This window comes from uncultured Tateyamaria sp. (assembly GCF_947503705.1).
Classification (GTDB): domain Bacteria; phylum Pseudomonadota; class Alphaproteobacteria; order Rhodobacterales; family Rhodobacteraceae; genus Tateyamaria.
The window spans coordinates 1,020,351-1,036,321 of sequence record NZ_CANNES010000001.1 but is presented as its reverse complement, the minus strand read 5'-3'; the positions used below and the strand labels follow the sequence as shown (position 1 = coordinate 1,036,321).

The following is a 15,971-nucleotide window of genomic DNA, read 5'->3' as shown; positions in this document are numbered from 1 at the left end:
GCGTTACCCGGGGTCGGAACCGTGTACCCAAATCGGTCTTTCACACAAAGACCGGCTGGAAACCGACGCGGTTTCCCTTTCCGCTGTCCCCGTTTTCTGCGTCAGAAAACAGCCGGAGACCGCGTCGGTCTCCGTTCCTTATTCAGGCAATGTGCCTGTCAGCACATAGCGCAGGATTTCAACCACTTGCCCGGGCCGCTCGGCAACTGCGAGCGCGGCGGCGTCAACTTCCTTCAAGGGATGCGCATGATCCGGCCCATGCAGAATGATCAGGGATTTGCCCAAAGCCGCTGCATAACCCGCATCAAATGCGGCATTCCATTGCTTGTACTGGTCCCCAAAACGCACGACGACCACATCTGCATCCGAGATACCCTTACGGGTGCGGATCGCGTTGATCATCGCCCCTTTGTGGTCATGCCAAAACTTGTTTTCCTCTGCCCCCAGAATTGCCACGCCGCAATCGTCGCTGGCTGCATGATCCGTCACCGGACCCGAGAACACCACATCCAGACCTGTTGCCCCTTCGATGATTTGCTCGCGCCAGTCCGTGTGGATTTCGCCAGAGAGATAAACATTCAGTGTCATTAAAGGCTCCTTCATTCACTGCCGCGTAACGTGCAGCACCGGACACCAAAAGCAAGGTCAGAGGCGCGTGGCCACCACGAAATGGTTCGGAGGACGAACCGGGTAGTTGCCTGTCTCGACGATCCGAAAGCCTGCTGCCGCGATCTTTGCCTCGATCCCCGCGATGCTCTCGAATGAAACATAAGGGGCCTTGCCGACCCATTGCATTGCAGGGATCAAGCGCTTTAGCAGACCAAATTTTAGCCCCAGCGACCTTTCCCCAAGACATGGAGTTTTGGAGATAAAGATGCCGCCGGGTGCCAGCAGCGCATGGATACGGGCAAACGTCGCGGGCAAGTCTTCGACCAAATGAAACACGTTGAACCCCATCACCACGTCAAACCCGCCGAGGGTCAGGGTGTCGTCAAACACGCCAGCTTGCAGAAACTGAACGTTATCGGCCCCGTCCCGCGCCTGAGCTTGCGCGATCATCCCTGCGGAAAAGTCTGTGGCAAGGATTTGGCCCACGTGATCCGCCAGGCGCAAGGCGGTTCCACCTGTCCCACAGCCCAGTTCCAGAACTCGGGCGTCCGGCGTCAGGTGTGACGCCACACGTTCCATCGTCAGATTATAAGAGGCCATATCGGAAATCGGTTGAGCCGCGTATTTGGCGGCGATCTTGTCCCAGAATGCACTATCAGGTTTCATTGCGTTTCTCCTTTATCCGCGCATATAAGTCGGAACGATCACCCTCAATATCCCCGAAATCTGTAGGTTACGCATGCAAAATCGTATAGGTCAAAGCTTTGACTGGAACCGGATGCGCGCCTTTCTGGCCACTGCCGAGGAGGGATCCTTGTCAGGTGCGGCCCGTCATTTGGGCTTGACCCAACCCACTTTGGGTCGCCAGGTGGCCGCCCTGGAAGAAGAGTTGGGGCTGGCCCTGTTTCAGCGCACCACCCGGGCCATGCAACTGACGGATGCCGGGCGCGATCTGTTGAACGAGGCACGCAATATGGGCGAGGCAGCGACGCGCATCGCACTAATGGCCCAAGGGCGCGCGCAGTCTTTGGATGGTGTGATCAAGGTCACGGCTAGTGACATGATGAGCGCCTATGTCCTGCCCGATATCATGATGCGGCTGCGCAGCATGGCCCCCAATTTGCGGGTGGATGTAGTCGCCGCCAACGACATTCGCGATATCCTGAAACGCGAGGCCGATATCGCGATCCGCCATGTCCGCCCCGAACAACCAGACCTGATTGCACGGCTGGTCAAGGATGCAACCGGGCATCTTTACGCGTCGAAAGACTACATCGCCGCACGCGGCGCGCCCGAAACGGTTGAAGACCTACTGGACCACGACTTTATCAGTTTTGGCGATGACGCGCGGTTCATCGAAGCGCTGGGGATGCAGGGCATCCACGTCACTTCCGCCCATATGCGAGCAGGCTCGACCAGCGGTGTCACCAATTGGGAACTCCTGCGGCGCGGCTTTGGGATTTTGCCGATGTCCGACGACATTGCCGCGCAATTCACGGATGTGGTGCGGGTACTGCCTGATCGGCCAGCCATCACCTTTCCAGTGTGGTTGGTCACGCATCGCGAGTTGCACACCAGCCGACGCATCCGGCTGGCGTTTGATTTGATCGCCGACATGCTGGCGGAGCGTTAACCCCGCAGGCTACCGCCCGTGGCCTTGGTGACCTTTTCGATCACTTTTTTGGCTACCGCCTCGATATCGGCATCCTTCAGCGTCGTTTCACGGGGCTGAAGGCGCACGGTAATGGCCAGCGATTTCTTGCCCTCACCCAGGCTTCCACCGATGAACTCGTCAAAGACGCGCACATCCTCAATCAGAGCCTTATCTGCACCACTAGCCGCATTGACCAGCGTCAGGGCATCAACACCGGCATCGACGACAAAGGCGAAATCCCGTTCGACCGCCTGTAGGTCGCTGATGTCTTGCGCGCCGCGGTTCGTGCCTGCCTTGCGCGGCAAGGGCACTTCCTCGGGCCAAAGGGTAAAGGCCATGGCAGGCCCTTTGATGTCCATCGCATCCAGCACGCGGGGGTGCAATTCACCGTAAACACCCAGCACTTTCTTGGGACCAAGGCAGATCATGCCATGGCGTCCGGGGTGCCACCAATCGCTGGCACCGCGCAGGATTTGCACGCGCGCAGGCGCGCCCACAGCCGCCAGAACAGCCTCGGCATCCGCCTTCACGTCGAACACGTCGACGGGGCGGGACGCACCATGCACATCCTTTGGACCAGTCCGACCCACCAATAGGCCACTGACGAGGTTATGCTCCTCGCCCGGCTCCCCCCCGTGAAAGGCTGGGCCCACTTCGAACAGGGCCAGATCCATGAAGCCGCGCGCCTGGTTGCGGGCCGCAGCCTGCAAAAGGCCCGGTAACAGTGCGGGCCGCATATGGCTCATGTCGGTCGAGATCGGGTTTTCCAGCATCGTGGCATCATCGCCACCGCCAAAGAGCGCAGCAGAGGCCTGATCGATAAAGCTGTAGGTCACGCATTCGTTGTACCCCAGTGCCGCCGCCGTCCGGCGCGCCGCCTGTTGGCGGCGTTGCATCGGCGTCATAACTGGCTTGGGCACACCGGTGGTCAGCCGTGGCAGCGGCTTGCCCTTGAGCTTGGTCAGAGACGCAATGCGCGCCACTTCCTCGACAAGGTCCGCCTCGCCCATCACATCGGGTCGCCAACTGGGGACGTGCGCCATATCGCCATCAAGGCGAAAGCCGAGCGCCGTCAGCGTCTGGCGCTGTTCGGATTCCGGGATGTCCATGCCCACAAGGCTTTGGACCCTCGCCGCATTCAGGCGGTACGCCCGCGCGGTGTCAGGGATGGCACCGGCTTGCACGCGACTGGACACTTCACCACCGGCAATGTCCACGATCATCTCGCAGGCGAGATCGAGACCAATGGGCGTAAAGGCCGGGTCAATGCCCCGTTCAAACCGGTAACGCGCGTCGGAATTGATGCGCAGCGCGCGGCCCGTATAAGCGGTGCGCACCGGATCGAAATAGGCCGCCTCGACAAAAACGTTAACCGTCTCTTCGGTGCAGCCGCTGTGCAGGCCGCCCATGACGCCACCGATGCTTTCGACGCCATTGGCATCCGAAATCAGGGTCATATCGGGCGCGAACGTATATTCCTTGTCGTCCAGGGCCACGAGTGTCTCGCCCCCGACAGCCCGGTGAACGCGTAAGGCGCCGCCCGCAATCTTGTCCGCGTCAAAGACGTGCAAAGGGCGGTTGCGGTCAAAGGTGAAGTAGTTTGTCACGTCCACAAGGAATGAAATCGGACGCAAGCCAATGGCACGCAGGCGGTCCCGCAACCAGGCAGGGCTTGGGCCGTTCTTGACGCCCCGGATCATCCGGCCAAAGAAGACGGGGCACTGACCCAGCGTATCGTCGTCGATGGTGACAGTGATCGGGCAAGGGAACGCCCCTTCGAGGGACGGCTCAGGTGCTGCTTTCAACGTACCCAAACCACGCGCAGCCAGATCGCGGGCGATGCCGCGGACGCCCAGCGCGTCGGGTCGGTTGGGGGTGATGGCAATCTCGATCACCGGGTCGACCTTGGCAGGGTCATTTTCGGCCAGCCAGTCCACGAACCGGTCGCCGACCTCGCCCGAGGGCAATTCGATGATGCCGTCATGCTCTTCGCTCAGTTCCATCTCGCGCTCGGACGCCATCATGCCAAAGCTTTCGATACCGCGGATCTTGCCAACGCCAATGGTGGTGTCGATGCCGGGGACATAGACGCCGGGTTTCGCCACGACGACGGTAATGCCTTCGCGGGCATTGGGTGCGCCACAGATGATCTGTTTCATACCCTCATCGGTGTCGACCTGACAGACGCGCAGGCGGTCTGCATCGGGATGCTTTTCCGCGCTTATGACTTTGCCGATGGTAAAATCGGCCAGCTTGGCACCGCGGTCTTCGACCCCTTCCACCTCAAGGCCGAGGTCGGTCAGGGCATAGCAGATGTCATCCACCGAAGCGGTCGTATCGAGGTGCTGTTTCAGCCAGGAAAGCGTGAATTTCATGCGATCAGGTCCTTGCGTGCGCGGTCGCCCTGCAATGGCAAAGATCAGGCCCGGGTGCAAGGCTGCGCAGGCGCACCAATAGGTCCGCCTTAAAGCCTTCGTTGCGACGGCTTCATTTCAGCCCGCAACGAGGACCTGTCGTTTGCCATCGGTCACGGATAGCTGAACGGCAGGTCCAAAAGCTCGTCCAGATGTCGCGCAAACCAACCATGCGGGATGAAATGGCCACCCGGATGCAGATCAAGGCTGACCCGGCCCGTTGCGCACGTATCCCACTCTGTCCGGCTAAGTGTCAGGAAATCCACTTGTTGCCACACCCCGCGCGCCTCGCCAGCGCCGCAACCATAGGCGGCGCGCCACAACTCCACCGGATGGGTCACGTCACCGCCAGGGCCCATGGGGAAATCCATAACCGTGTCATTCAACCCGTGCACATGGCGCACTTCGCCTGGTGCCTGAGGGCAGGTTTCGGATTGTGACAACGTGCCCGCAACCGCCAAGAGCGCGCGCACGTCATTGCCGTTCTCGCACACGTAGCGCCACGCCATGGCCGAGCCGAAGGAATAGCCGGAGACAAAGATATTCTCTTCATCCACCGGATAGCGTTTGGCGACATCCGCCAGAACGGCAGCCGCAAAGGGTACATCGTCAGTGTCGCTGTCCCAGAAATCCCAGGTCTTGCGCAACCCATTGGGGGCGACCAGCAGCACGCCCCGCCTCCGGGTTGCCCCGGAAATCCGACCGTGGTTCACAGGCAGAGCGCCGGTCCGTTGCCACCCGTGGAAATGCAGCATCACGGGCATCGGACTTTGCCCGTCCCAATCGTCGGGAAGCCGAATGTGGTACGACCGGTCGCCAAGGGTGCAGGCCACCTCACCACCACAGTCCTGCCAGGGACCCATGGCTGCGGCGGGCAGGGCCCAGATCAGGGCCAATCCAAAAATCAGATATCTCATGCGGGCGACCCTAACGTCGTGGCGGACAGTGTCACGTCACAACGTCTTTACCCGCCTCATTGTTTTCAGCGTTCTTGGCACGTGTGGCTTTCATCCAGCGATCCACAAAGAAGACTGGACCGAGGATAATGGTCCAAGCGGTCGCATTGATCACAGTGAACGTCAGCTTGAGAGCCGGATCCATGCTCGAGCGCCACAAAAAGATGTGGGCGATCACGATGAGCACGATCATTGCGACGACGATGTATTTGGTCATACCCTCTAGATAGAGCGGTTTCGCCTCGCGGACAGGGCGAACCGCTTGGCAAACCAGCTCTCAAGCGGGAGGATTTTCAAACGAGAGAAGGGCGGACCAGGGCTAGCGGCTCAGCCCGCCGTGCAGGGTCGGGACATCCAAGGCGGCAAAGCCGTAGTGGCGCAGCCAGCGCAGGTCGCTATCAAAGAACGCGCGCAGGTCGGGGATGCCGTATTTCAGCATCGCAATCCGGTCGATCCCCATGCCAAAGGCAAAGCCCTGCCATTCGTCAGGATCAATCCCACCCGCTTGCAGAACTTTGGGATGCACCATGCCAGAGCCCAGGATTTCGAGCCAATCGTCGCCCTCGCCCACTTTAAGCGTACCACCTTCCCAGGAACAGCGGATGTCGACCTCGGCCGAGGGTTCGGTGAAGGGAAAGTGCGAGGCGCGGAACCGCAAATCGACACCGTCCACCTCGAAATAGGATTTCACGAACTCTTCGAGCACCCACTTCAGGTTGGCCATACTGATGTCGCGGTCGATGGCAAGGCCCTCGACCTGGTGGAACATGGGCGTGTGCGTCTGGTCATAGTCGGCGCGGTACACACCGCCGGGGCAAATGATGCGGGTGGGCGCACCGGTCTTCTCCATCGACCGGATCTGGACAGGCGAAGTGTGCGTGCGCAGCACATGGGGTGGGCGGTTGTCGCCCTCGGCCCGGTGCATATAAAACGTGTCCATCTCGGCCCGCGCGGGATGGTGGCCGGGGATGTTCAACGCATCAAAGTTGTACCAGTCGGTGTCAATGCGCGGCCCTTCGGCAACGGAAAAACCCATTTCGGCAAAGATCGCCGTGACCTCTTCGCTCACTTGGCTGATGGGGTGGATCGTGCCCTGGCGGCGCGGGCGTGTGGGTAGTGTCACGTCCAACCATTCGTCGCGCAAACGCGCGTCCAAGGCCGCATCTGCCAAACCGACTTTTTTGGCGGCCAGCGCCGCGTTGATCTCATCCTTGAGCGCGTTGAGCGCGGGACCTGCCACCTGGCGTTCTTCTGGTGTCATGCGGCCCAACTCGCGCATCTTGAGCGCGACTTCGCCTTTTTTGCCGACAGCGGCCAGGCGGATATCCTCCAGCGCGGCCTCGTCCGAGGCGTCGGCAATTTGCGACAGGTATTTCGCTTTGAGATCGTCCATAGTTTTTGCTCCGCTCAGGCGTTGCAGGGGGAGTAATCCGTTGCCCGCAGCAGTGCAAGCCATGCGGTCACGCAGAAGCCGATTCGGTCTTTGGACGACAAAAACGAATCACCGCACAAAAAAACGAATCACCATGCGTTGACAGTGTTGAGAAATGATTCGCGATGTGTTTGTGTCGCTACCAAGGATAGGCAACTTGGGGCCCGCAACTGCCATATATGCGGGATAATGACAAAATCAGCCCATTTTGCCCGCCGATGAGACAACGCCTGGTCTTGGGGGACAGCGCAATGACGAAATTAACGATGAACACACAAGGTGGGTATGCGCCGCAGCAACAGGCCTTTGCGCCACCGCCACAGCGCGCGGGCCTGTCCGGCTGGGTTATTGCTGCTGGTGCCTTTGTCTTTCTGGCCCTGTTTGCCGGGCTGATCGTTACGTCGACCTTGTTATTTGTGCAATCCAACCAAAACATTGCAGCAGCCGCCAATACCGGCCTTACGGAACCCACGTTTCCAGGTGCGACGGACGCGGTCACCCGAACCAACGTAAACTTGTTGCAATCCGAGCAGGCAACGACGCCCCCGGCCACCACAGCCGTGATTGCAGCTGTGGCACCGGCGCCTACGCCAGTACCACAGCCGACCGAGGCCCCCGTGCAGGTCGCCAGCACCGTGAATACCGTACCGCTGCGTCTGGGCCGGTTTCACCGCTACCGCGTGCCATCATGTGTGGATTACCTCGACACGATGGTTGGTATCACAACCGTTAACTTCCCGGTGGGCGGCGACCAGCCCGACCCGGCTGACATGATCCGCGTGCGCAATATCGCGACGGCCGTCGAAATGTGTGACGAAGTGAAAGTCATCGTCGAGGGTCACTCTGACCGCCGCGGCAGCGAAAAGATCAACATGGATCTCAGCTGGTTCCGGGCCCAATCCGTAATCGATCAACTACAGAGCGAAGGCTATGATGTGACAGCAATGGAGCCCAAGGGCTTTGGCGCGAAACGTCCCATCAACCTGTCGGGCACAATCTCGGGCGAGGCGGTCAACCGTCGGGTCCAATTTGCTCTGGCCCCGCGCGCAGCACCGCCTGCGGGTCTGGTCCAGGACAACTGATCAGGAGGGCACCCCCTTGGGGTGTCCTTTGCCCTTCGACCTGGATAGGCCCTGCCGCTCGCGGTGGGGCCTTTTCGTTCACGCGGGGTTGCATTGGGATTGAACGTCATCAGCGGCGTCGACAGATTGCAGCAACACAAGTTCGACCCGCCTGTTGTTCTGCTGCGCCCGCGCCAGCCCTTCACCTTGCAAGCCATTCTCGGAAAATCGCAAGCAATCCTCGCCCATGCCTTGCGCCCTGATCTCGATCTCTGACAGCAGAGGTTGCGCGGCAAGCCAGGCGGCCACCGCATCCGCGCGCCGCTGCGACAGGTCACGGTTATAGGCAGCGTCACCTGACGTGTCGGTGTGACCGCGAACAATGACCAACTGAGGGGAAAAAGCCTCTATCTCGGCCAGTTCGGCCTGCATCTGGCCCACGGTCGGATCGGCCAAAGTGGCCTTGTCGACCTCAAACACAAATTGCGCCGGGATTGTGCGAACCTTGGCAGCACCTGTTTCGTCAACCACTTCCACTACAGGCGGGTCTGCGAGGATCATCGCGACCATCAAAACGGACACCACCCCGCAGACTTGCGCGACAGCAGATGTTGCAAACAGTGCAACGTAGCCCGTGTAGCGCGACCACGCGGGCCATATGGCCGTCACGTCGTAATCCGCTCCTTGCAGGATCTTGGTCGGATCACGGTTGGCCTCGTTAAAACGTTTTCGCACGTCTGGACGCATGGAAGGGCCAACAATGGCGACCACATCGGCGCCCCCTCTGCCAACAAGGTTTTTTGCCCAGAGACTGCGGAACAGCAGATATAGAACGAGGGCGACAGCCGCGGCACAGATCGCAATCAGGTAATACGTCACGAGAACAAGCGCCTCGCGCGGCCAAAACAGGTTGATGACATTGACCGCCAAGAGCGCGAACAAGACCAGCACACCAATGACCCGCAAAATGGCCGCGCGTTCCGGAACGGCGGGAAAGAGTACCTTGGGAAAAACAATTTGTGTGATGGCCGCAATCGTTGTCACAGCGGTCGTAACGTAAAGATAGGCGGGTTCGAACGCGCCGTATTCACTTGCTGCGGTGGCCAGTTCCTGTTCCATCGCAGCCTCCTAGAAGTCGCGCAGATGCACGGTGGGGTTCAGGGCGAAGCAGTCGTAAAGCCCTTCATCCTCGATACCATCGGGCGGGTTTCGGTCTGGCGTAGCAAAACGGTACACGCCCTCTTCGATGGTCCGTTGCGCCTCGTTGTTAGCGTCAGTTTTACCGAACCGCATTTCGCGTTCGATCCATGCCCATTTGTAATCCACATGGACAAGCGGAGTATTTGCGATCAGCCGCAATTTGACATGACCGCTGGGCGGCGTGTTGCTGCCACCGGGTGGCGTCGTCGCGGCGGCCATGGCCGCCTTTTCAACGTTTCGCCCAAAGAGGCCCATGATGCGGCCAAGGGTCTGATTGGAGTCGGTCTGCATCTCGACCGATTTGTCCTCTGAAATGGCTTCTTGCACCTGTTCTGCCTGTGCCGACCCCAGCGGGCGGTTGGGATCGTCGGGAGTGTCCAAGCTGATGCCAGTACGCTTTGCCAGACCCTTCAAGTTCTTGGTATCCGTAACATCAAAGAGCGGCAGCACATCACCCTTGATGCCTTTGGGCCGATAGACGGGAATGCCGCCCAGTTTGCTGCCCCTGATCCGCGCAATCGTGCCTCGCACGTCATCGAATTTTTCCGCCAGCTTGAAGGCACGATTTGCTTGGGCGGGGTTGGGGCGGAGGTCTGAGTCGTCCATGAAACCAAAACTGTGACGGGCAGCTTCAGCGTAGACGCGTGCGACGGCCATTTCCATCTTGAGGTCACTGCTCAGAATACCCTGCGCCTGTGCGCCGTCATCATTTTGCACACCTCCAAGCATTCTGTATATGCCTTTGGGACCTTTTGCACCGTAGCGGCCCCCGGATTGCGGAACGCTGTCCACGTTCAGTGCGGTGACCAGGTAATCCACCAAACGCGGTGTTTCTGCTGTTTCAAATCCGTTGTAGCTCAAATCAAACCTCGCCAAAAAATTCACGCGATAAGAGTACACAAATCCAAAATTCTGAAAAGAGTGATGGTGAGCCGTAGACGAACCGAGGTCTTCAAACCCCTGCGATCTCGATTATTCCGGCAGGCCCGCCTGGCGCAGCAAGGCCCGGTATTGCGCCCACTGATCCGCATCGCGGAACGGGATGGGCCGCATATCTTCAAGGCGGAATTCGTTGTGATCGGAGAGCAGTTGGTCTTTCATCCGTGCCACCTGCCCTGTGTCGCCCATGCGTTGGGCCACGGCAATCACATGCAGCATGGATTGCACAAAAGTGGGCTGCTGTTGGAGCGATCGGTGCGCGCAGTCCAGACAGCGCTCGTCAGCACCCAAGGCGAAATGGCCCAGCGCTTCGCTGCCTGCGACAAGGTGGTAAATCGGGTTCTGGTTCAGCGAGGCTGTGACCCGGCTGATCGCCTCAACCCCGACGCGGTATTCGCCATTCAGGATCGTGATGAGGCCCAGCATCGCCTGGCCCGTGCCAAAATGCGGATTGATCTCGAGCGCGCGCTGCACGTCCCGCAGCGCCGCCGGAATATCGCCCGTCACCCACACATTGTACGAGCTTTGGATGACGTTCACGAAATCGCTGTGGGTGTTCAAGCTCAGCGAGCGGCGCAGACACTGATAGGCCGTGCGTGCATCTGCGTCAGACACGTGGCGATACCCACATTTCGCCTCATACATCAGATGCGCCGCGCGCAGGGCTAGTGCCATGAAGTTGTCGGGTTCCTGCTCCAGTACCAGGTCGATCAGCTTGCCCGCCACGTCCCATTCGGCCCGGTCCGCTCCCAACAAGAGAACGCCTGACTTGCCGATCATGTGCTCGATATCGGCCTCTTCGCCATCGTCGCGCTTGTCGACTTCGCGGGCTGTGATGGCCGCGCGAATAGCCGTGGCAATGTGAGAGGACAGCTCATCCTGAGTGGCAAAGATATCTTCGATCTGACCATCAAAACGGACGGTGCCAAAGGTCTTGTTTTCGTCCGTATCAAGGCATTTGATGATCACACGATAACGATTGCCGATCATCTGAAAGCTGGCAATGCCCACGTAACCGGCTTGCGCCTCGTCCTGCACCACCTCAGATCCCGTGTGGTTTGACAATGTCGCCGTCACCGCCTCGTGGCAGGCCAGCGCCAGCATTTCGCCGTCGTCCGACCGACCAAGCACGTCAAAGGCGCGCAGCGCCACGACGGGCTTTTGCCCTCGCGAACGCACGGCTCGCATCACCGGCTGCTGGATCGGGTTCCCCGTCCATTTATACATGCGGATCGCACGAGCGATATTCTTGACCTGCCGGTCCCCGGTATCTTCAAATTCACTGCCCAGATTCCCGACAATCTGCTCAAAAACCGCCGACGAGATTGCGATGCCGCCGGGATCAGCCAACCCTTCGAGCCGCGCGGCAAGGTTCACGCCATCGCCCCAGACATCTCCGTCACGCATCACCACATCGCCCAGATTGACGCCAATGCGGTAACGGATACGCAGCACTTCGGGCCAGCTGCTTTCCTGGACGGTCATGTGGTGCTGAAAGGCCATGGCGGCGCGGACGGCGGCCACCGCACTGCTGAATTCGACCAGCGCGCCATCGCCCGTCGTCTTGATGATGCGGCCGTGGCCCTCGGCGATGCACTCGGCAAAGGGACCCGCCATAATATCGGCCTGCCTACGAATGACACCTTCTTCGTCCCGCTCCATCAAGCGGGAAAACCCAACGATATCAGCCGCCAAAATGGCGACCAACCGTCTGTCGAAGGCACGTTCAGTGGTCATTTCGTCTATCCCCACCTTTTTCAATGCACAGTTTGGACATGTCGCGCAATGAAAGAGGGGGCAAAGGGGCGGTTTTTGCAGGTCTTTTTGCCAAAAACTACTTGGCCGTGTGCACACCTGCCAACGCGTGGGTTCAGGCGGCGCGCAGCACCGGACCGTAGCGCACGGTTTGAACGGGCCTGGCCGTTACTCCGATGCCGTGCTCCGCGATATCCGGGAACAGGGCCGTCAGTTCCCGCAGCGTTTCCGGACACCAACCCGCGGTCTCAGCGGCGACAGGGAAATAGCTTTCGCTGCGTAGCCCATGGCTTTGAACAATCTCATGACCGTCGAAAAGAAGATGCACATACGTCACCGCTCGGCGCGGCATCTGTATGACCCGGTGGCCATCCAGCAACGCCTTGGCGGCAATCAGCACCTCGTCCTCGCCACAATAAAGCTGGGCGCGCCAGTCGCTGACCAGAATGCGGTGCTGCGGTGACACCCAAACAGGGGCGACGGCACCGTATGCGCCAGGCAGGATGCAGATCGGGGCAAAGTCGCCCATGCCCAATACCGTGCGCCGCCCTGTCCAACTCAGCGGGCGTGGACCATGATCTTCGGTCAGGACGATGTCGCCCGCTTGCAACGCCTCGACCCGTGTGGGGCCCGCAACAGTGTCGATCAACGTGCCCGCCACGAAACAGGCAATGCCAGTGTCACCCGAACTTGTCGCCTCATAGGTCAGCGTATTGGGGTTGGGTTGGTTGAACTGGATCGATGTGGTGGTGGCGTCCGGGCCCACAACCACCGCAAGGTTTTCCGAGGTTGCCCCGGCCGCGGCACCGCTCTGGGCGACGATGTTCTGCGTTCCACCGCCAATGTCGTAGAAGTCCAGAACCTCACCGGTATCTGTGTTGGTCAAAGCGTACGCTTCGTAATTATTTGCCCCACCGCCATCCGGATCGGTCAGCGCAATCGGCAGGTTATCCGCCGACAGAACATAGATGACCTCGCCATTGTCAGGATCTACGGTTTGGATGACACGAGGGTCATCCAGGGTCACCTCAAGGCCCAGAGTTCCGTCGCTTTGGTAAAAACCGACAACGAAATCCGCGGGATCATCCGAAGGGCCCAGCGCAACCTCAAGGAATTCCGATACGCCCGAATTACGCGCATAGGCATTAGAATAATGAAGTTCGCTGATCCGCGCCACGGTTTCGCCACTGTTTCGTTTCGCACGTGTGTAGCCGAGTATGGTTACTGAACTGTGCCCAAACCGTGTTCATTACATGGGGAATTGTGACGAAAAAGGCCCCGCTCCGGTCTGGAACGGGGCCTTTTGGCAATGTCGTGCCGATGCTCGGCGATCAGGCGCTCAGCGCGCCTTTGGCTTGGTCCACGATCGCCGCGAATGCGTCGGGCTCGTTGACGGCCAGATCGGCCAGAACCTTACGGTCTACTTCGATACCAGCCAAGGACAGACCGTTGATGAAACGGCTATATGTCAAGGCTTCGTCATGCGCGCGCACAGCAGCGTTGATCCGCTGGATCCACAAAGCACGGAAATTCCGCTTGCGGTTATGGCGGTCGCGGGTTGCGTATTGGTTGGCTTTGTCAACGGCCTGGCGGGCAACCTTGAAGGTGCTTTTGCGGCGGCCATAATAACCTTTGGCGGCCTTGATGACCTTCTTGTGACGGGCGTGGGTAACTGTACCACCTTTGGTGCGGGACATATCAGCTCTCCTTCAGGCTTAGCGGTCGTAGGGCATGAAGCCCTTGACGATTTTGGCGTCGGGTGCGGACAGGGTCGTTGTGCCCCGCGCGTCGCGGATGAACTTGCGCGTACGCTTGATCATGCCGTGCCGTTTGCCTGCCTGACCGGCCATCACCTTACCGGTGGCCGTCACCTTAAAGCGCTTTTTGGCGCTCGATTTCGTCTTCATCTTGGGCATTTCCGTCTCCTTGATCTGAGTTCGGTCAATGCGCGACTCGGCATGCCACTATCGGCCGGCCGCGCGGAACGAAACGTCTCTTAGGAGGGATCGGGCCAAGGAGCAAGCATAAATTGCCGCTCTGGCCATTGCTGGACAGGCCCGTTTGCATTGCGCCAGCGCATAACTGATGGCCCCGCATCACGCCGCCACTGTCCAGTGCGGTCACCGAGCGCCCTAATCGCCGAGGCGCATCGCTTTCAGTTCGGGATTGGCCTTAGATAAAGCGGGCAAAGACGCGCACAAACACGTCCGGAATGCTTTGCAGCTCATATCCCCCTGGCTGCGTCTGGATCGCATAGAGCACCATTCCCCCCGCAATCAGAATGGTCAACGCAGACGCACGCGGCGCGCGCCCGTCCGTCATTGCCGACAGGATGGAGGGAATGGAAAATCCAGCCAGGATAATCCCCAGCACCAAAAACAGATCAGAGTCCAAAACAGTAACCTTACCTATAACGCGGCGAGGTTACTCTGGATCAGTTGAGTAAATCAAACGTTCATCACAGGGGGCAACGCGCAGAATATTTGTGCTGCCCGTCACGTTGAAAGGTACGCCGGCCGTCACGACGATCTGGTCGTCGGCGGTGGCAAAGCCCTCATCCCGCGCGGCCTTGGCGGCCCCGACAACCGCCCCCTTAAAGCGATCCATCACCCCGGTGATCACACAGTTGCAACCCCAGCTGAGCGCCAGACGGCGGGCCGTACCCACCAGCGGGGTCAAGGCGATAATCGGCACGCGAGGCCGTTCGCGCGCGGTCAGCAGGGCCGTTGTCCCGCTTTGGGTGAAACAGGCAATGGCCTTGATATCAGCCGTTTCCGCGATCTCGCGGGCGGCGGCCACAATACCATTGGCCACAGAGCCGCGGTTCGAGGTCCGGCTCGATTCGATGATCTGGGTATAAGTCGGATCGCGCTCCACCTCGGCAGCCACATTGTCCATCGTGGTCACCGCCTCGATGGGATAGCTGCCTGCCGCGCTTTCCGCGCTCAACATCACAGCGTCCGCCCCCTCATAGATGGCCGTGGCCACATCTGACACTTCGGCACGGGTCGGCATCGGGCTTTCGATCATGGATTCCAGCATCTGTGTGGCCACGATCACCGGTTTGGCCGCATTGCGGCACTTGCGCACCAGGCGTTTCTGGATCGGGGGAACCGCCTGCACCGGCAATTCCACACCCAGATCGCCACGGGCCACCATGATCCCATCGCTCACCGCCAGAATTTCATCAAAGCGTTCCACCGCATTGGGCTTTTCGATCTTGGACAGAACCGCAGCGCGGCCTTTGATCAAATCACGGGCCTCTTGGACATCCGCGGCACGTTGGACAAAGCTGAGCGCCATCCAGTCAACACCCAGCTGGGCCGCAAATTCCAGATCGGCGCGGTCCTTTTCTGACAAGGCCGCCAGGGGCAGCTCTACATCCGGTACGTTCACGCCCTTGCGATCGGAAATCACGCCGCCGGCCACAACGATACAGTTGGCAAAGTCAGGGCCGCAGGTTTCTACCCGGAGGCGGATTTTGCCATCGTTGACCAGCAGAGTCTTACCAGGCTCCAGCGCCGCAAAGATTTCTGGGTGTGGGAGGCACACACGAGAGCTGTCGCCCTCGGCCTTGTCCAGGTCCAACCGAAAAGACGCGCCCTCGTCCAACATCTCACCGTCGCTGGCAAAAACACCCACGCGCAGCTTGGGGCCCTGAAGGTCGGCCAAAATGCCGATGGTCGAGCTCAAGTCTTCTTCGACCTGACGAATGATGCGATGCTTTTCCGCGATCTCGGCCTGCGTACCGTGCGACATGTTCAGGCGAAAAACATCCGCCCCGTTTTCGTGCAATGCCCGGATCATCTCGTAAGTGTCCGAAGCCGGGCCAAGGGTGGCCACGATTTTCACATTCCGCAGGCGTCGCATGATGCTGTCTCTTTTCCGAATTTATCTGATACCGCTAACAGTTGGCACGTTATTGCCCAATTCACATCTCTAGGCAACTGC

The 15,971-nt window shown here is 59.6% G+C and carries 16 protein-coding genes; 2 read left to right on the top strand and 14 right to left on the bottom strand.

Annotated elements, in window-relative coordinates; genetic code table 11:
• Positions 1-138: 138 nt before the first annotated feature.
• Both Q1A44_RS05010 and Q1A44_RS05005 read right to left on the bottom strand, forming a co-directional pair.
• Positions 139-588, bottom strand: coding sequence for a YtoQ family protein (locus tag Q1A44_RS05010; RefSeq protein ID WP_299620639.1), 450 nt, complete (start codon positions 586-588; stop codon positions 139-141).
• A gap of 57 nt (positions 589-645) precedes the next feature.
• A complete protein-coding gene (locus Q1A44_RS05005; RefSeq protein ID WP_299620636.1) occupies positions 646-1,275 on the bottom strand; it encodes a class I SAM-dependent methyltransferase in 630 nt (209 codons plus the stop codon).
• A gap of 73 nt (positions 1,276-1,348) precedes the next feature.
• Between Q1A44_RS05005 and Q1A44_RS05000 the strand changes: the two genes are divergently transcribed.
• Positions 1,349-2,242, top strand: a complete 894-nt coding sequence (locus Q1A44_RS05000) for a LysR family transcriptional regulator (protein ID WP_299620633.1) — start codon at positions 1,349-1,351, stop codon at positions 2,240-2,242.
• Here Q1A44_RS05000 and pheT read toward each other — a convergent pair.
• The 4 genes from pheT to pheS all read right to left on the bottom strand — a co-directional run bounded on the left by pheT (position 2,239) and on the right by pheS (position 7,026).
• Positions 2,239-4,638 (bottom strand): phenylalanine--tRNA ligase subunit beta, encoded by a 2,400-nt coding sequence (pheT, locus tag Q1A44_RS04995; RefSeq protein ID WP_299620630.1) that lies wholly within the window; start codon positions 4,636-4,638, stop codon positions 2,239-2,241. The genes Q1A44_RS05000 and pheT overlap by 4 nt on opposite strands.
• A 152-nt stretch (positions 4,639-4,790) precedes the next feature.
• A complete protein-coding gene (locus Q1A44_RS04990) occupies positions 4,791-5,594 on the bottom strand; it encodes a polyhydroxybutyrate depolymerase (protein WP_299620587.1) in 804 nt (267 codons plus the stop codon).
• Positions 5,595-5,625: 31 nt separating this feature from the next.
• Positions 5,626-5,850 carry a phenylalanyl-tRNA synthetase subunit beta gene (locus Q1A44_RS04985; protein ID WP_299620584.1) on the bottom strand — a complete coding sequence of 75 codons (225 nt, stop codon included), beginning with the start codon at positions 5,848-5,850 and terminating at the stop codon, positions 5,626-5,628.
• Positions 5,851-5,952: 102 nt separating this feature from the next.
• A complete protein-coding gene (gene pheS, locus Q1A44_RS04980) occupies positions 5,953-7,026 on the bottom strand; it encodes a phenylalanine--tRNA ligase subunit alpha (RefSeq protein WP_299620580.1) in 1,074 nt (357 codons plus the stop codon).
• 290 nt (positions 7,027-7,316) lie between these two features.
• Here pheS and Q1A44_RS04975 point away from each other — a divergent pair, with 290 nt between their 5' ends.
• Positions 7,317-8,147 (top strand): OmpA family protein, encoded by an 831-nt coding sequence (locus tag Q1A44_RS04975; RefSeq protein WP_299620577.1) that lies wholly within the window; start codon positions 7,317-7,319, stop codon positions 8,145-8,147.
• Positions 8,148-8,225: 78 nt separating this feature from the next.
• Here the strand turns inward: Q1A44_RS04975 and Q1A44_RS04970 are convergent, their stop codons facing one another.
• The 8 genes from Q1A44_RS04970 to pyk form a co-directional block, all read right to left on the bottom strand.
• A complete protein-coding gene (locus Q1A44_RS04970; RefSeq protein WP_299620572.1) occupies positions 8,226-9,245 on the bottom strand; it encodes an OmpA family protein in 1,020 nt (339 codons plus the stop codon).
• Between the two features lie 9 nt (positions 9,246-9,254).
• Positions 9,255-10,145: a hypothetical protein gene (locus Q1A44_RS04965; protein ID WP_299620569.1), complete on the bottom strand. Its 891-nt coding sequence runs from the start codon at positions 10,143-10,145 to the stop codon at positions 9,255-9,257.
• A gap of 153 nt (positions 10,146-10,298) precedes the next feature.
• Positions 10,299-12,002 carry an adenylate/guanylate cyclase domain-containing protein gene (locus Q1A44_RS04960; RefSeq protein ID WP_299620566.1) on the bottom strand — a complete coding sequence of 568 codons (1,704 nt, stop codon included), beginning with the start codon at positions 12,000-12,002 and terminating at the stop codon, positions 10,299-10,301.
• A 133-nt stretch (positions 12,003-12,135) separates the two neighbouring features.
• A complete protein-coding gene (locus Q1A44_RS04955) occupies positions 12,136-13,197 on the bottom strand; it encodes a Hint domain-containing protein (RefSeq protein WP_299620563.1) in 1,062 nt (353 codons plus the stop codon).
• Between the two features lie 154 nt (positions 13,198-13,351).
• Complete coding sequence (rplT, locus tag Q1A44_RS04950; RefSeq protein ID WP_299620560.1) at positions 13,352-13,717, bottom strand: 50S ribosomal protein L20; 366 nt, start codon at positions 13,715-13,717, stop codon at positions 13,352-13,354.
• Positions 13,718-13,735: 18 nt separating this feature from the next.
• Complete coding sequence (rpmI, locus tag Q1A44_RS04945; protein ID WP_027263382.1) at positions 13,736-13,936, bottom strand: 50S ribosomal protein L35; 201 nt, start codon at positions 13,934-13,936, stop codon at positions 13,736-13,738.
• A gap of 256 nt (positions 13,937-14,192) precedes the next feature.
• Positions 14,193-14,414, bottom strand: coding sequence for a hypothetical protein (locus Q1A44_RS04940; protein WP_299620556.1), 222 nt, complete (start codon positions 14,412-14,414; stop codon positions 14,193-14,195).
• Between the two features lie 30 nt (positions 14,415-14,444).
• Positions 14,445-15,890, bottom strand: a complete 1,446-nt coding sequence (gene pyk, locus Q1A44_RS04935) for a pyruvate kinase (RefSeq protein WP_299620553.1) — start codon at positions 15,888-15,890, stop codon at positions 14,445-14,447.
• Between the last annotated feature and the right edge of the window lie 81 nt (positions 15,891-15,971).

Bases quoted from the DNA above. Each gene is read 5' to 3' on its own strand.
- Q1A44_RS05010 (WP_299620639.1), bottom strand. From the start codon at position 588: ATGACACTGAATGTTTATCTCTCTGGCGAAATCCACACGGACTGGCGC.
- Q1A44_RS05005 (WP_299620636.1), bottom strand. From the start codon at position 1,275: ATGAAACCTGATAGTGCATTCTGGGACAAGATCGCCGCCAAATACGCG.
- Q1A44_RS05000 (WP_299620633.1), top strand. From the start codon at position 1,349: ATGCAAAATCGTATAGGTCAAAGCTTTGACTGGAACCGGATGCGCGCC.
- pheT (WP_299620630.1), bottom strand. From the start codon at position 4,638: ATGAAATTCACGCTTTCCTGGCTGAAACAGCACCTCGATACGACCGCT.
- Q1A44_RS04990 (WP_299620587.1), bottom strand. From the start codon at position 5,594: ATGAGATATCTGATTTTTGGATTGGCCCTGATCTGGGCCCTGCCCGCC.
- Q1A44_RS04985 (WP_299620584.1), bottom strand. From the start codon at position 5,850: ATGACCAAATACATCGTCGTCGCAATGATCGTGCTCATCGTGATCGCC.
- pheS (WP_299620580.1), bottom strand. From the start codon at position 7,026: ATGGACGATCTCAAAGCGAAATACCTGTCGCAAATTGCCGACGCCTCG.
- Q1A44_RS04975 (WP_299620577.1), top strand. From the start codon at position 7,317: ATGACGAAATTAACGATGAACACACAAGGTGGGTATGCGCCGCAGCAA.
- Q1A44_RS04970 (WP_299620572.1), bottom strand. From the start codon at position 9,245: ATGGAACAGGAACTGGCCACCGCAGCAAGTGAATACGGCGCGTTCGAA.
- Q1A44_RS04960 (WP_299620566.1), bottom strand. From the start codon at position 12,002: ATGACCACTGAACGTGCCTTCGACAGACGGTTGGTCGCCATTTTGGCG.
- rplT (WP_299620560.1), bottom strand. From the start codon at position 13,717: ATGTCCCGCACCAAAGGTGGTACAGTTACCCACGCCCGTCACAAGAAG.
- rpmI (WP_027263382.1), bottom strand. From the start codon at position 13,936: ATGCCCAAGATGAAGACGAAATCGAGCGCCAAAAAGCGCTTTAAGGTG.
- pyk (WP_299620553.1), bottom strand. From the start codon at position 15,890: ATGCGACGCCTGCGGAATGTGAAAATCGTGGCCACCCTTGGCCCGGCT.